This is a genomic window from Pseudomonas sp. GW823-FHT06E10 (assembly GCF_058794995.1).
Window position 1 is genome coordinate 372,783 of sequence record NZ_JBXAHJ010000005.1, and the last position, 15,266, is coordinate 388,048.

A 15,266-nucleotide genomic window follows, 5' to 3' on the forward strand; every position below is an offset into this window, starting at 1 on the left:
TCCCACAGTGTTATCTGTAATCAGTTGGACGTCTCGGCCATCTGCTTTTCCGAGGCCCGCCAGATCAGCCGCGTGGTGTCGTACCCCTGCTGACGTGCCTTGCTCAGCAACTCCTCACGCACCACACCATTCACGGTCGGCGTGCGCGACAACAGCCACAGATACTTGCGGCTCGGGTCACCGACGATGGCGGTCTTGTAGTCATCGCTGACGTACAGCACCCAGTATTCGCCCTTCGCCGAACCCGGAATCAGCCTGGAAAACCAGGTATCGAACTCGACCCACAGCTTGTCGCTCTTGCCGGGCACCTGTGGATAAGCCGTGCCCTTGACCTCTTCCCATTGCCACTGCGCCGTCAGGCAGCGGTTCAGCACTGCGAGGTTGCCGTCGGGCTTGAGCGTGTAATGGGCTTCGGACTGCGCGCAGTCGCGCTGGAAGTACATCGGCATACGAGCCAGCTCGTACCAGGTGCCCTGGTAGCGCTTGAGGTTGACGCTATTGACCGTCTTGGGGGCCAATGGGTCCTGGCCAGACGTGGCACAGCCGGCCAACACCAGGCCGGCAAAAAGGATGATCAATAACCGCTTCATTATTTTTCTCCCGTGGGCGATCGCCCCGGTTTACTTCAGGCCTTGGCCGGAAAACATCAGCACTTTGTCACCGGCGAACTGCACGCTGATAAAGCTGTTCTTGTCGCCCCAGGTGCAGCTGGACATGCCGAGCGCGCCTGAACAATCGGCGGGTTTGCCCAACAGGGTCTCCACATCGGCCTTGGCCATGCCGGCGGAGAGCTTCGAGTAGTTTTCCTGATTGACCTTGCTGCAGGCAGCGAGCAATACGCAGAATGAAAGCAGGGCGATGGAACGCAACGACATGGTGAAACTCCGGGGGCGTAGGGGATTGGCATGGCTGCCAAGCTGAAGCTTAGAAGAGAAAACCCCTGTCAGGTTCCCTGCCCGGCAGGCTATTTATCGGGCCACTCGTCTACCTTTTGCCGAAAATCAGCCACTTTGCCTGTTTACCGGGCATTTCGTCGTTTTTCAGAGAATTCGCCTAATCTTTGGCGCCGTTCAGTCGACATAAATGCAACGCAAAGCCACGTCAGTGGCATTTGCTCCCCCATTTTGTAGAACAGCCCCTCTGCGGTAGCTCACCCATGACCAGAAACATGAAGTTCAGCCACAAGATATTGCTGGCTGCCGCCCTCGTGGTGGCCGTCGCATTCGCTTGTTTCATCCTGTTCAACGACTATCGCCAACGCGAAACCTTGCGCAACAGTACCGAAGCCTCGATGCAGGAACTCGGCAGCCTGACCACCAGCAACATCCAGACCTGGCTGGAAAGCCGCATGCAATTGCTGCAGTCGATGGCCCAACAGATCAACGCCGACGGCAAAGCTCCCGCTGGCCTGAAACGAATCATCGACCTGCCCGCCTACACCGGCAACTTCCAGCTGAGTTACTTCGGTGGCGCCGACGGCGTGATGTTCTCGGTCCCGGCGGGCAACCGCGCGGCGGACTACGATCCGCGCGCCCGTGGCTGGTACAAGGCGGCCAATAGTGCGCAACAGACCATTGTCACCGAACCCTACATCGCCGCCTCCTCCGGCAAGCTGGTGATCACAGTCGCCACCCCGGTGCAGCACCTGGGCCAGATGATCGGTGTCGCCGGCGCCGACATCGACCTGTCCAGCGTCAGCGCGATCATCAACTCGCTGAACTTCGGCGGTCACGGCCATGCGTTCATCGTCGGTGCCGACGGCAAGATCCTGATTCACCCGGACAGCAAGCTGGTGCTCAAGAACCTGACCGAGGCCTACCCCAACGGTGCGCCGAAAGTCAGCCCGGGCATGAAGGAAGTCGAGATCGACGGCAAGCGTCAGTTCATCTCTTTCACCCACGTCAACGGCGTGCCATCGGCGGACTGGTACGTAGCGCTGGTGCTCGACCAGGAAACCGCGTTCTCGATGCTCAGTGAATTCCGCACCTCGGCGATCATCGCCATGGTAATTGCGGTGGTGATCATCATCGCCCTGCTGGGCATGCTGATCAGCCTGTTGATGCAACCGTTGCTGACCATGGGTCGCGCCATGCATGACATCGCCGAAGGCGAAGGTGACTTGACCAAGCGCCTGACCATTCACGGCCACGACGAATTCGGCGCGCTGGGGCTGTCGTTCAACCGTTTCGTCGAGCGCATCCATACCTCGATCATCGAAGTATCCTCGGCCACCGGCCAGGTCAACGAAGTGGCGCTGCGGGTAGTCGCCGCCTCGAACTCGTCGATGTTCAACTCCGACCAACAAGCCTCGCGCACCAGCAGTGTGGCAGCGGCCATCAACCAGCTCGGTGCCGCCGCCCAGGAAATCGCCCAGAACGCCGCCCTCGCCTCGCAACATTCCAGCGATGCCCGCAGCCTGGCCGAAGACGGTCAACAGGTGGTGGATAAAACCATCGCGGCGATGCAGCAACTGTCGGCCAAGATCAGCGACTCGTGCGGCAACATCGAGACCCTCAACAGCAACACGGTCAACATCGGGCAAATCCTGGAAGTGATCACCAGCATCTCCCAGCAGACCAACTTGCTGGCACTCAACGCCGCCATTGAAGCGGCCCGCGCTGGCGAGGCCGGCCGTGGTTTTGCCGTGGTGGCCGATGAGGTGCGCAACCTCGCTCACCGCACCCAGGACTCGGCGCAGCAAGTGCAGACGATGATCGAAGAGCTGCAAGTCGGTGCCCGGGCAGCGGTGGGCATCATGACCGACAGCCAGCGCCAGAGCGAAAGCAGCGTCGGCATCGCCAACCAGGCGGGCGAACGTCTGGGCAGCGTGACCCAGCGCATCGGAGAGATCGATGGCATGAACCAGTCGGTGGCCACCGCGACCGAGGAACAGACCGCCGTGGTGGAGTCGATCAACGTCGACATCACCGAAATCAACACGCTGAACCAGGAAGGCGTGGAGAACCTGCAGTCGACCTTGCGTGCGTGTGCCGATCTTGAGCAGCAGGCGGCGCGGTTGAAGCAGCTGGTGGGTAGTTTCAGGATCTGAGGCAACCTCACCGGCCTCATCGCGAGCAAGCTCGCTCCCACAGGGATCTTTGTCGCACTGGAGATCTACTGTGGGAGCGAGCTTGCTCGCGATGGCGGCATCAGCAACAAAAAACTAGAACCTGGAGCCCGGCTTTGAGAGAAACGCCAACTCCTCAGCCGTAGACTCCCGCCCCAACACCGCATTGCGATGGGGAAACCGCCCAAACTGCGCAATTACCCTCTGATGCCGCTCGGCGTAATCCAGGTAATCGGCAAACAGCGTTCGGTCACCTTCAGGCTGCTGCGCCACCAGTTCGATATAGCGCGAGACACCTTCGTTCTGCACCGCGAGGTTTTCGCTGTGCTCGAACACCAGATAGATGAACACCCGCTGAATCGGCTGCAACTGGCGATCGAAATCCGCCGCAATACCTTGGGCTACCAATTTCTGTGCGCGGGAATCGCCGGAGAATGCATTGGGAGTATCGCGAAAGATCATTCGCGGGATTTGATCGAGCAACAGCACCAGGGCCAGCCAACCTTCGGGACATTGCATCCACTCGGTCAAACCGCCGGCCAGTGCCTGCTCGGCCTGGCCCCCGAAACGCTCACGCGCTTCGAGGTCCTGGCTGTCGCGCTTGCCAAACCACAACTTGCCCTTCTGCGCCGCCACTTCCTTCGCTGACCCGAAATTTCCGAACCACCAATCAAGCAACGGCTGCCAGGGCGCGGTCATGGTTTATTCCTTGTGGTAAGCCGTGACGCGGGCAACTTCTTCCTTCGAACCGAGGAACACCGCAACACGCTGGTGCAGGCCTTCCGGCTGGATGTCGAGGATGCGCTGGTGGCCGTCGGTGGACGCGCCGCCTGCCTGTTCCACCAGGAACGACATCGGGTTGGCTTCGTACATCAGGCGCAGTTTGCCCGGCTTCGACGGCTCGCGGCTGTCGCGTGGGTACATGAACAGACCGCCACGGGTCAGGATGCGGTGCACGTCAGCCACCATCGCGGCAACCCAGCGCATGTTGTAGTTCTTTTTCAGCGGGCCTTCATCGCCGGCCAGCAATTCGCTGACGTAGCGCTGTACCGGTGCTTCCCAGTGACGCTGGTTGGAAGCGTTGATGGCGAATTCCTGGGTGGCCTCAGGAATGGTGATGTTTTCGTGGGTCAGTACGAAACTGCCCATCTCACGGTCCAGGGTGAAACCTTTCACGCCGTCGCCCAGGGTCAGGATCAGCATGGTCTGCGGGCCGTAGATCGCGTAACCGGCGGCCACTTGCTGGGTGCCTGGCTGCAGGAAAGCCTTTTCATTCAAGGGCTCGTTCTGGCTCAAGTATTCGTTCGGGCAACGCAGTACCGAGAAGATGGTGCCGACCGGGGCGTTGATGTCGATGTTCGACGAACCGTCCAGCGGGTCGAATACCAGCAGGTACGCGCCTTTCGGGTATTTGCCCGGGATCTGGTAGGCATTGTCCATTTCTTCGGACGCCATGCCGGCCAGGTGACCGCCCCATTCGTTGGCTTCGAGCAGGATCTCGTTGGAGATCACGTCGAGCTTTTTCTGCACTTCGCCCTGGACGTTTTCAGTGCCCATGCTGCCCAGAACGCCACCCAGGGCGCCTTTGGACACGGCGTGGTTGATCTCCTTGCAGGCACGCGCCACCACTTCGATCAGGAAGCGCAGATCGGCAGGAGTGTTGTTGCTGCGGGTCTGCTCAATCAAATAGCGACTCAAGGTAACGCGGGACATGGAAGGCTCCGGTGGAATGGGGGGGCTAAAAACCCGCGCAGTTTAACGCGAGTCGGGGCGCATTTCCTCCTATCAGACGTGATCGGCCAAAGAGAGTTCATGTGCGGGGATGAGCGTAGTAGGAAATGGGCCGCGCGTGGAGCTCCAATGGATAGCAGATTTCGATATCTTTGGTGATCGGCAGTCCGTATTCGCGAGCAAGCCCGCTCCCACATTGGACCAGCTGTGCACACACCATTTGTGCCACAAAGCAGATCCAGTGTGGGAGCGGGCTTGCTCGCGAATGGAGCGAAGCGCCAGCCTTCTTCAGGGTTTGACAGAGGGTTTGCGCAGCAAGCTGAACGCCATCGCCGCCAGGAACAGGACACTGAGCAACAACACCGCCCACAAGCCGAACTTCTTCCAGGGGATGTCCGTCGTCGCCAGCGTTTTCTCTGTCGATGCATTCGAAACCACCGCCCCGACATCCACAATGGCCCTGCCCAAGGTCGCGAGCTTCGCCGGGCTGTAATCCGGAATCAGCGTCGACAGCGGCAAGTTCGCCGCCTTCGCCGTCGAATTCCCCACGACCAGCGTGTAAGGCCCAGGCCCGCGCGCCAGGAACACCAGTTGTGTGGCACGCACGGCATACTTCAGCGTCGGCGCCCGATCACCCAGGCCGCCACCGCGTTCGTCCACGGTCAGCTTCAATTGCTGGACGATCTGCCCGGACAACTGCAATTCGTTTTGCACCACATCCTGACCGTTCTGGGCCAGGCGATAGAGCAAACCGCTGCCCAACGACTGCCATGGCAGACTGCTGTCGCGACGGCCGGCCAGGCTCACTGGCGCCAGGCTGTTGGGCTGGCTCAACTCGATCTGCACCCGCTCGACATTCAGCCCCATCGGCAACTGCCAGGTGTATTCACCCGCCTTCACGCTGCTGCCGGTCAACCCTTGGGACCAGACCAACGGCAGCGGCAGGCTGCGGGTACTGGCGCTCTGTAGTTGCGCCGAAGTCAGTGTCGGTGCCGAATGCGGCGTGATCCACAGTAACCGCAGGTAGCGTGCCGACTGGCCCGGCAGGTTGACTTCATGCTGTTCGACCCGCTCGTCGGAAAAGGTCAGGCGCGCCACCTGCCCTTCGCCCCAGGACTGCCAATGCTGCAAATCGTTGCTGGCTTCGATGGTGAAACGCTGGAAGCCGTCGCGCTCGCTGCTCCAGTCCAGAACCAGCTGCTGCAACGGCGCCTTGATAGCCGAAGCGTCGAGCAACCAGCCACGCAGCTCTTCCTCACCCGCCTCCAGCTGACTGGAGGGCTGCACCTCGACCAATGTGCCGTTGGTGCTCGATTGCACCCGCACGCTCGGCGCGGTTTCAGTGGCGTCCACCGAGTTGTACAACGGAAACCATTTCACCTCGGTCAAGGTGCGCGCTTCATTGCTCCGCGCCGATTCCCGGGCCAGGGCATAAGCCTGAACTTCGCCCGCCGCATTGAACACACGTACATCGCTCAGGTCGGCCTGCCGTGCATTCAGTTGTACGTTCAGGGGCAGTTCAAGGCGATACCAGGGCCCTTCGCCCGTCACCGACAAAGGCACTTGGGTGGTGAAGTCCGCCGGTTTTTCCTGGGCAACCGCCGACAACACCACGCCCATGGCAACAGCACCCAACCAACCCAGGTTCAGCTTCTGACTCAAGACGACACTCCTTCGGATTCCGGGACCGGTTTCTCGACATCCGGCACAGCTTCGGCACGCTTGGGCGGCAGCGGGGCGAAATAGCCCACCACCAGCAGCAACACGCCGACACCGATAAACGACACGATCCGCGCCAGCCCGCCGCGATTACTCAATTCGACAAAGAACAGCTTAGCCACGACCACACCTATCAAGGCGGCGCCGATCAACCAGACTTCGCGGTGGCGACGCAAATGGCCACCGATCATCAGGCTCAGGGCCATCAAGGTCCAGACGATGGACAACCCGGCTTGCACCCGCATCGACGCCAACAACAGATCCAGCTCGAACGGCACCCCGCTCCAATGGTGCGCCGTACGCATTACCAATGCCGTAAAGAACACGAACAGTGAGGCACCTGCGACCCCTTGCGTGGCGATGGCGGCGTAATCCTTGTGCAGCGCCAGTTGTGTCATGGCGCTGCGGGACCAGACATAGACGCCGGACAGCGCGAACAACAGGCCCAGCTCCAGCGGGTTGATCAATGGCACGTAGGGCAGTGGCTCGGCGTTGCCGTCACTGGCGACATTCGCCAGCCAGAACCAGCCGAGCATCAGCAACGCCAGCGGCGCGGCGGCGTATACACGGTATTCCCTTGAGTAGGCCGCCACCGGCCACGGCCACGCGCGAGGCACCGCCATCAGAACCAGATACAGACTTGGCAGAATCGCCCAACCCAACCAGCGCCAAGCGTTGTATTGCTCGGACAACACCAGCAAGCCATAACGCAGCTCCAGCGCCAGCACCCCCATCAACAGCCAACAGCCGAGCACATGGGCGACACTCGTCACGCGTGCTGGCAGCATGGGCGCCAGGCGTCGCAGGGACATGAAATGCACCACGAACACGGCGGCCCACGCCAGCCAGCCGACGTCGGCCGCCGGGTGGTAACGCGAGTGCCAGGCCGCCAGCAGCACCAGCGCCGCCGCGGGAATCAACACCGTACCGAGCACCCCCAGTGACGGCCATTTCAGGCGCAGCGCCAACACCGTCCATAGCGCAACACTCACAGCTGCGATGCTTAACAACAAAGTCGCCTGCATCGGCAGCGACGCAAAATGCAGCACTTCGATGACCCAGGCCAACGCCCACCAGCCCGCGCCCCACACCAGCAACGCCTGGGACAATCGCAACAGGCTCAGCCCTTCGAATGCTTCGGGCGAATGACCCATCTGCAAACGCCAGGCCCCGACCATCGCTGCCAGCCCCAACACCAGCGGCGCCCAGAATCCGGCATGAGCCAGGGGACTCAGCCCTACACTGAACAGCGGCCCCGTCGCCAGGAACAGTGCACCACCCAACAGTTGCACAGCGAGCGCGGTGAACACGAATGTGCGCGATGGCAGGCGCAAGCCAACCAACAACGTCAACGCCCCGGCCAAGGCCCAACTGATCACCGTGCCGTGGCTGAAGAAAAACAACGGCGCCAGCAAATAGAGAAACGCCAGCCCGAGGCACGCCAGGACTGGCAGACCTTTTAGCTCCCAAGGCCTGATCTGCTCCGGCAAGGCTTTACGCAACTGGTAGAAGCTGAACAACAACGCAACGCCCAGTAACAGTGCGCCTAGCGGTACACCACCGAGCAGGCTGCTCTCGCTGTTGTGCAGCTCGCTGAGAAACACCAGCGCCGAGCCCAGTTGCAGGAGCAAGGCAAACGCCCGGGCCAGGGGCCTTTGCTGGCGAAGGCCGAGCCAGAAGATCCCCGCGCCCTCCACCGCCCACGCCGCTGTCGTCCAGCGTGCATCGAGCCCCAGCGGAATCGCCAGGCTGGTGAAGATCACGCCCAAGGCCAGGCAGGTTTCCCCCAGCAACAGCGTGCGCCCGGCCATCAGCCAACGGGCAAGTCCCATGTAAATCATGCCCAGCGCCAAGGCACTGAACGCCGCAGCGAACTCCAGATGCTGCACCAGTGCGAACTGCAAGCCGAAACCCACCAGAGGCGGACCGAACAGCAGCGTGCCGTCGACGTAGTCGCCCTTGCGCGCCGACCATTGCAGCAGCGATTCGCGACTGCTCTCTGCCGGTGCATCGCTCATTTCCAGCAGCCTGCGCCGGGCGAACAGCAGACCAATGGCCAGGTACATCAGGAAAAACAAAATCAGAAACGGCTCGGTGCTCCACAACTGCTCCGGCGAGTAGGAACGCAGGCCCCAGGCGAAACCGATGCCGAAGGTGCCGCTGAACCCGATGACATTCAACAGCCGCCAGGCCTTGAACCAGGCGATGGCGAAGATGCCGGCGTTGAGCAGGGCAAAGTAGCTGAACAGCGCGACGTGGCTGCCGGCGCCGGTGGAGGCCAGCAGCGGCGCGGCGAATCCGCCCAGTGCGGCAGCGGCGGCCAACCCCAGGGAGTCCTGGGTAATGGCGAGAATCGCCGAACAGACTGTCACCGCCACCAGCAGGCCAAACCCCGCTGTGGGATCGAGCAGCGGATGCAGGCGCATCGCGGCAAACACCGTCAGGTACAACACGGCGATCCCGGCCCCTTGCAGGATCAACGCATAACTGCTGTTGCGCGCCCGCAACCACCAGCCCAGCCCGAGCAACCCCAAGGCTGCCGCCGCAACGCCTGCGTACCGCAACTCAACCGGCACCACCACGCCTTCGGTGGCATAGCGCAGCAAAAAGGCCAGGCCGAGGAACAACAGCACCACGCCGACCCGCAACACGGTATTGCCGCCGAACAACCAGGCTCGGGCACGGCTGATGGCGCGATCGATAAGGTTCGGGCCACGCGGAGGGACAGGTGGTTGTGCCTGGCGAGCGATCGGCTCGGGCTTCCAGGCATCGGCGGGCTGCGAACGGTTGGTTTCGGTGGCCGCTGCGGCGATCGGCTCGAGTTCGGGCGGCAGCTCCCAGACCAACTCCGGGGCTGCGGCAGGTGCTTCATCGAGGATGGTTTCAGGTGAGACAAGTGGCTCGCGGGTTTCCGGCGCCTTGACGCCCGATGCTTCGAGCAGCGCCAGCCGTTGCTCGACCGCCTGCAGCGCTACCTGCGCCTGTTCCAGCAAACGCTGCTGCTCGACTGCCTGCGAGTCCATGCGAGCCATGCGAAGGGCCTGGCCGATACCCAATCCGAATAACGCGCCCAGCAGCGCATCGCTGAATGACTCGTCGAGTATCCAGCCGAGCACCAGCCCTATCAGCATGAACATCCATTGCATGGTCGATATCCCTAAGCGGCCCCATCATGAGGCAAGTCCAAGCGGTACAGTGTCTGATCAGTCTAGTGCGAAAACACCACAACCCCCTGTAGGAGCGAGCTTGCTCGCGATGAGGCCATAACATTCAGCATTAATGTTGAATGTCAGTGCGCAATCGCGAGCAAGCTCGCTCCCGCAAGGGATTGTGGTGTGTTCAGAATCTGATCAACCCTACCGCCCGGTAATCCAGCGCCTAGTATATCGACCCAGCCCGTCAACAACCGGGCCTTGCTCGCAGTTCTGGCTGAAAACTACTCCAGTGCCTTCCAGATTTCCGTGGCGTACTCGCGAATGGTCCGGTCCGACGAGAACCAGCCCATCCGCGCCGTGTTCAACACCGCCGAGCGCCACCACTCCTTCGAATCGTGCCAATGGGCTTCGACGCGCATCTGGGCGTGCCAGTAGGAATCGAAGTCGGCGCAGACCAGGAAGCGATCGTAGTCCACCAGCGAATCGATCAATCCGGTGTAACGGGACGGATCGTCCGGCGAGAACACCCCACCACGAATCGCTTGCAGCACATCGTTCAGACGATGGGACGCGGCGATATCCGGCACCGCGCTGAACTCATGATTCTGTTTGCGTGCCTCCACCTGCTGCGCGCTGAGACCAAAGATAAACATGTGCTCGGTGCCGATGCGCTCGCTCATTTCCACGTTGGCCCCGTCCAGGGTACCGATAGTCAGCGCGCCGTTCAGGCCGAATTTCATGTTGCTGGTGCCAGAGGCTTCGAACCCGGCGGTGGAGATCTGCTCGGACAAATCCGCCGCCGGAATGATGCTCTCCGCCAGGCTGACGTTGTAGTTGGGCAGGAACACCACTTTGAGCAAGCCGCGCACGGTCGGGTCGTTGTTCACCACCCGGGCGATGTCGTTGGTCAGCTTGATGATCAGCTTGGCCTGGTGATAACTCGCGGCCGCCTTGCCGGCGAAGATTTTCACCCGTGGCACCCAGTCGATTTCAGGCTCCGCGCGAATCGCCTGGTACAACGCCACGGTGTGCATCAGGTTGAGCAACTGGCGTTTGTACTCGTGGATTCGCTTGACCTGCACGTCGAACATCGCCGCCGGGTTGACCGCCACGCCCAGTCGCTCATGAATCAGGTACGCCAGGGCTTTCTTGCTGTGCAGGCGTTGCTCGGCAAACGCCTTGCGGAATGCACTTTTCTCGGCGAACGGTTCAAGGGCGAGCAAACGCTCTTCCGGGTTGTCCAGCACCTCGGGGCCAAGGGCATCGACCAGCATCGAGGTCAGCTCGGGGTTGGCCTGATACAACCAGCGGCGGAAGGTGATGCCGTTGGTTTTGTTGTTGATCCGCTCCGGGTAGAGCTTGTGCAGTTCGGAGAACACCGTTTGACGCATCAGCTGCGTATGTAGCCCGGACACGCCGTTGATGCTGTGGGACCCGAGAAACGCCAGGTTGCCCATGCGCACCCGGCGACCGTTGTCTTCCTCGATCAGCGACACCGCGCGCAGTACGTCGAAGTCGTGAATGCCTTTGGCCCGCAGGGAGTCGATGTGGTGGGCGTTGATCAGGTAAATGATCTGCATGTGCCGCGGCAACATGCGTTCCATCAAGCCGACCGGCCAGGTTTCCAGCGCTTCGGGCAGCAATGTGTGGTTGGTGTAGGACAGCGTATCGACGGTGACCTGCCACGCGGCATCCCACGCCACGTCATAAACGTCGACCAGTTGCCGCATCAGTTCAGCCACGGCAATCGAGGGGTGAGTGTCGTTGAGCTGGATAGAGGCGTGATCACCCAGGGTCAGCACCGAGGTGTGCATGTTGCGATGGCGGCGCAGCAGATCCTGCAACGAGGCGGCGACGAAGAAGTACTCCTGGCGCAGGCGCAACTCCTGGCCGGCCTCGGTGCTGTCCGCCGGGTACAGCACCCGGGAGATGCTTTCGGCCCTGGCCACTTCGGCCACGGCGCCCAGGTGGTCGCCGGCGTTGAAACGCTCCAGATGCAGATCTTCCATGGCGCGGGCACGCCACAGGCGCAGCGTGTTGACGCTCGCCCCGCGCCAGCCGACCACCGGCGTGTCGTAGGCAATCGCCCGCACGGTTTCCGCCGGGGACCAGACTTGTCGGGATTTGCCGGTGTCGTCGGTCAGGGTCTCGACACTGCCGCCGAAACCGATGGTGTAAGCCACTTCCGGCCGCTCGAACTCCCACGGGTTGCCGAAATCCAGCCAGTGTTCGGTCTGCTCCTGCTGCCAGCCATCGACAATCGCCTGACGGAACAACCCGTGCTCATAGCGGATGCCGTAGCCATGACCGGCGATGCCGAGGGTCGACATGCTTTCCAGGAAACACGCCGCCAGACGCCCGAGGCCGCCGTTGCCCAGGGCCGCATCGGGCTCCAGCATGCGGATGCGCTCAAGGTCGACGCCGAGTTCGGTCAGGGCTTCGCGGGCCACGTCGAGCAGGCCGAGATTGCTCAGGCTGTCGAACAACAGCCGACCGATGAGAAATTCCAGGGAGAGGTAATAGACGCGCTTCTGACCTTTGCGGTAGATCTGCCGCGTGTGATCCATCCAGTGCTCGACCATGTGATCCCGCGCGGCCAGGGCAATGGCTTCGAACCAGTCGTGGTCGAAGGCGTGATCCGGGTCTTTACCCACTGCATAAGTGAGTTTGGTCAAGACGGCGTCGCGGAATGCGGCCACCTCTGCTTCGCGAACAAGTGGTTCTTGAGTCATCGATAGGACCTCGAGCGAGCTTGGAGTTGTCTGAGCCTAGACGGTCTGACAGGCGGTAGAGGCTCTGGTTCGGCAGTTTTTCCTGTAAGGGCGAATCGGGTCGGCAATACATTGTCGTGTACCTGATTCAATGCAGGGGCCGTGCCGGATTAGCGGTTTATTGGTCGGCCGTGAAAAAATCTGGCGAAAGGTTGTTCAAAAATCCACCAGTCCCGGTATGATCGCGCGCCCTGATGCACACGCTGGTAACAAACGATGATGAAGCCGAACCTGATCGCTGCCGCAGAGATCGACCGCCTCGATACCTGGGCCAAGTACTCTGCCCCGATGTGCGGCTCGTGCATGTCCAGCTGCTGCACCCTGCCCGTCGAGGTCAAGATCAAGGATCTGATCCGCATCGGCGTGGTCGATGAGTTCGAGCTGGGTGATCCGCCGAAGAACATCGCCAAGCGCCTGCAAAAGGAAGGCTTGGTCGAACGCTTCAATCAGAAGTCAGGGATCTTTACCCTCCAGCGCATGAGCAACAACGATTGCCTGTACCTGGATCGTAAGAGCCGTCTGTGCACTATTTATGATAAGCGCCCGGATACTTGCCGCAATCACCCGAAAATCGGCCCGCGGCCGGGGTATTGCGCGTACAAGCCCAAGGAAGTGGAGCGCGAGCGGAGTTCGCGGAGTATCGAGCGGTTCTGATACTTCCTGAAATTTGCGGCGGCTGATCGGCCGCCATCGCGAGCAAGCTCGCTCCCACAGTGTTCGAGGTGAACCACAAATTGTGTGAACACCACAGACCCCCTGTGGGAGCGAGCTTGCTCGCGATGAGGCCGGCACAAACACCGCACAAACCGCAGACAAACAAAAACGCCCCCGGTCTCTCGACCGGGGGCGTTTTCGTTCAGCCGGGGCTAAATCTTATGCCTTGGCTTTCTTGGCAGCGCGGGTACGCTCGCTTTCGTCCAGGATCTTCTTGCGAAGACGGATGGACTTAGGAGTTACTTCACACAGCTCGTCGTCCTGGATGAATTCCAGAGCCTGTTCCAGGGTGAAGCGAACAGGTGGAACCAGAGCGATGGTTTCGTCTTTACCCGAAGCACGCATGTTGTCGAGCTTCTTGCCCTTGGTAGGGTTAACGCCCAGGTCGTTGTCACGGCTGTTCAGACCAACGATCTGACCGTTGTAGATTTCCTGACCGTGTTCTACGAACAGCTTGCCACGCGCCTGCAGGGTTTCCAGGGAGTAGGTCAGTGCCTTGCCGGTTTCAACCGAAACCAGAACGCCGTTCTGACGGCCGGACATGTCGCCGGACTTCATCACGTCGTAACGGTCGAAGATCGAGGTCAGGATGCCAGCACCGTTGGTCAGGGTCAGGAACTGGTTACGGAAACCGATCAGACCGCGAGCAGGGATGTTGTATTCCAGACGTACACGGCCCTTGCCATCCGGCACCATGTTGGTCAGGTCGCCCTTACGCAGGCCCATCTCTTCCATCACCTTGCCCTGGGATTCTTCCGGCAAGTCGATGGTGACGTTTTCGAACGGTTCGTGCTTCACGCCGTCAACCAGACGGATGATCACTTCCGGACGGCCTACAGCCATTTCGAAGCCTTCGCGACGCATGGTTTCGATCAGTACCGAGAGGTGCAGTTCGCCACGGCCGGAAACCTTGAACTTGTCAGCCGAGTCGCCTTCTTCAACGCGCAGTGCAACGTTGTACAGCAGCTCTTTGTCCAGACGTTCCTTGATGTTACGGGAAGTCACGAACTTGCCTTCTTTACCGCAGAATGGCGAGTCGTTTACCTGGAAGGTCATGGAAACGGTTGGCTCGTCGACGGTCAGCGGCTTCATCGCTTCGACCGTGTCCGGGTGGCACAGGGTGTCGGAGATGAACAGCGAGTCCATACCGCTGATGCACACGATATCGCCTGCTGCAGCTTCTTCAACGTCGATGCGGTGCAGACCGTGGTGACCCATCAGCTTCAGGATACGACCGTTACGCTTCTTGCCGTCGGCACCGATAGCCACAACCGGGGTGTTCGGCTTGACGCGACCACGAGCGATACGGCCAACACCGATAACACCCAGGAAGCTGTTGTAGTCCAGTGCGGAGATCTGCATCTGGAACGGACCTTCACGGTCAACAGCCGGCGCCGGTACGTTGTCGACGATCGACTGGTACAGCGGGGTCATGTCTTCAGCCATTTCGGTGTGGTCCAGACCGGCAATACCATTCAGGGCCGAGGCGTAGACGACTTTGAAGTCCAGCTGTTCTTCGGTGGCACCCAGGTTGTCGAACAGGTCGAAGATCTGGTCCAGAACCCAGTCCGGACGCGCGCCTGGACGGTCAACCTTGTTGATGCACACGATCGGACGCAGGCCGGCTTCGAAAGCCTTCTTGGTCACGAAACGGGTTTGCGGCATAGGGCCGTCTTGAGCGTCAACCAGCAGCAGAACGGAGTCGACCATCGACATTACGCGTTCAACTTCGCCGCCGAAGTCGGCGTGGCCCGGGGTGTCCACGATGTTGATGTGGTAGCCGTTCCAGTTGATGGCGGTGTTTTTCGCCAGAATGGTAATACCGCGCTCTTTCTCCTGGTCGTTGGAGTCCATCACGCGCTCGTCGTTGAGCTCGTTGCGCTCCAGGGTGCCGGATTGACGCAGGAGTTTGTCTACCAGGGTGGTCTTACCATGGTCAACGTGGGCAATGATGGCGATGTTGCGTAGATTTTCGATCACTTGTGTATCTCGATCAGAGGATTCGGTGTGCTGACAAGTCTTGGCAGCGATTAACAGTAGCGTCCGTGAAAGCCGTTACAGCTTGACGGTGGCATCGGGGGGCCGGTGACGCAGGCCACAGGCAAACAG

At 60.8% G+C, this 15,266-nt stretch carries 10 protein-coding genes and 1 pseudogene; 3 read left to right on the forward strand and 8 right to left on the reverse strand.

All coding sequences use genetic code 11. The annotated features are described in order from the left end of the window. Positions 1-20: 20 nt before the first annotated feature. Both AC1Q6Y_RS11310 and AC1Q6Y_RS11315 read right to left on the reverse strand, forming a co-directional pair. Entirely contained in the window at positions 21-590 is a 570-nt protein-coding gene (locus AC1Q6Y_RS11310; RefSeq protein WP_057712393.1) for a lipocalin family protein, read from the reverse strand. Between the two features lie 30 nt (positions 591-620). Then, positions 621-875, reverse strand: a complete 255-nt coding sequence (locus tag AC1Q6Y_RS11315; RefSeq protein ID WP_007975531.1) for a hypothetical protein — start codon at positions 873-875, stop codon at positions 621-623. Positions 876-1,168: 293 nt separating this feature from the next. Here AC1Q6Y_RS11315 and AC1Q6Y_RS11320 point away from each other — a divergent pair. Together AC1Q6Y_RS11320 and AC1Q6Y_RS11325 are read left to right on the forward strand one after the other, a co-directional pair. Continuing rightward, positions 1,169-2,191, forward strand: a pseudogene (locus AC1Q6Y_RS11320) (HAMP domain-containing protein); the annotation flags it as partial. Between the two features lie 93 nt (positions 2,192-2,284). Then, positions 2,285-3,049: a methyl-accepting chemotaxis protein gene (locus AC1Q6Y_RS11325; protein WP_371318464.1), complete on the forward strand. Its 765-nt coding sequence runs from the start codon at positions 2,285-2,287 to the stop codon at positions 3,047-3,049. 114 nt (positions 3,050-3,163) lie between these two features. Here AC1Q6Y_RS11325 and AC1Q6Y_RS11330 read toward each other — a convergent pair whose 3' ends face one another. The 5 genes from AC1Q6Y_RS11330 to AC1Q6Y_RS11350 all read right to left on the reverse strand — a co-directional run bounded on the left by AC1Q6Y_RS11330 (position 3,164) and on the right by AC1Q6Y_RS11350 (position 12,404). Further along, entirely contained in the window at positions 3,164-3,766 is a 603-nt protein-coding gene (locus AC1Q6Y_RS11330; RefSeq protein ID WP_492624573.1) for a DUF924 family protein, read from the reverse strand. Positions 3,767-3,769: 3 nt separating this feature from the next. Continuing rightward, a complete protein-coding gene (locus AC1Q6Y_RS11335) occupies positions 3,770-4,780 on the reverse strand; it encodes a class 1 fructose-bisphosphatase (RefSeq protein ID WP_007975526.1) in 1,011 nt (336 codons plus the stop codon). 306 nt (positions 4,781-5,086) lie between these two features. Then, a complete protein-coding gene (locus AC1Q6Y_RS11340; protein ID WP_492624574.1) occupies positions 5,087-6,460 on the reverse strand; it encodes a DUF3999 domain-containing protein in 1,374 nt (457 codons plus the stop codon). Then, complete coding sequence (locus AC1Q6Y_RS11345) at positions 6,457-9,663, reverse strand: DUF2339 domain-containing protein (protein WP_492624575.1); 3,207 nt, start codon at positions 9,661-9,663, stop codon at positions 6,457-6,459. Before AC1Q6Y_RS11345 ends, AC1Q6Y_RS11340 begins: the two co-directional genes overlap by 4 nt. A 290-nt stretch (positions 9,664-9,953) precedes the next feature. Then, positions 9,954-12,404: a glycogen/starch/alpha-glucan phosphorylase gene (locus tag AC1Q6Y_RS11350; RefSeq protein ID WP_492624576.1), complete on the reverse strand. Its 2,451-nt coding sequence runs from the start codon at positions 12,402-12,404 to the stop codon at positions 9,954-9,956. Positions 12,405-12,659: 255 nt separating this feature from the next. Between AC1Q6Y_RS11350 and AC1Q6Y_RS11355 the strand changes: the two genes are divergently transcribed. Continuing rightward, the gene (locus AC1Q6Y_RS11355) at positions 12,660-13,097 is read left to right on the forward strand and encodes a YkgJ family cysteine cluster protein (RefSeq protein ID WP_090452613.1); all 438 of its coding nucleotides are present in this window, start codon (positions 12,660-12,662) and stop codon (positions 13,095-13,097) included. A 219-nt stretch (positions 13,098-13,316) separates the two neighbouring features. Here the strand turns inward: AC1Q6Y_RS11355 and typA are convergent, their stop codons facing one another. Further along, a complete protein-coding gene (typA, locus tag AC1Q6Y_RS11360; protein ID WP_057712399.1) occupies positions 13,317-15,137 on the reverse strand; it encodes a translational GTPase TypA in 1,821 nt (606 codons plus the stop codon). Positions 15,138-15,266: the final 129 nt, after the last annotated feature.

Excerpts from the sequence above, each read along its gene's own strand:
- AC1Q6Y_RS11355 (WP_090452613.1), top strand. The coding sequence starts at position 12,660 with ATGATGAAGCCGAACCTGATCGCTGCCGCAGAGATCGACCGCCTCGAT.
- AC1Q6Y_RS11330 (WP_492624573.1), bottom strand. The coding sequence starts at position 3,766 with ATGACCGCGCCCTGGCAGCCGTTGCTTGATTGGTGGTTCGGAAATTTC.
- AC1Q6Y_RS11315 (WP_007975531.1), bottom strand. The coding sequence starts at position 875 with ATGTCGTTGCGTTCCATCGCCCTGCTTTCATTCTGCGTATTGCTCGCT.
- AC1Q6Y_RS11335 (WP_007975526.1), bottom strand. The coding sequence starts at position 4,780 with ATGTCCCGCGTTACCTTGAGTCGCTATTTGATTGAGCAGACCCGCAGC.
- AC1Q6Y_RS11350 (WP_492624576.1), bottom strand. The coding sequence starts at position 12,404 with ATGACTCAAGAACCACTTGTTCGCGAAGCAGAGGTGGCCGCATTCCGC.
- AC1Q6Y_RS11345 (WP_492624575.1), bottom strand. The coding sequence starts at position 9,663 with ATGCAATGGATGTTCATGCTGATAGGGCTGGTGCTCGGCTGGATACTC.
- AC1Q6Y_RS11310 (WP_057712393.1), bottom strand. The coding sequence starts at position 590 with ATGAAGCGGTTATTGATCATCCTTTTTGCCGGCCTGGTGTTGGCCGGC.
- AC1Q6Y_RS11325 (WP_371318464.1), top strand. The coding sequence starts at position 2,285 with ATGTTCAACTCCGACCAACAAGCCTCGCGCACCAGCAGTGTGGCAGCG.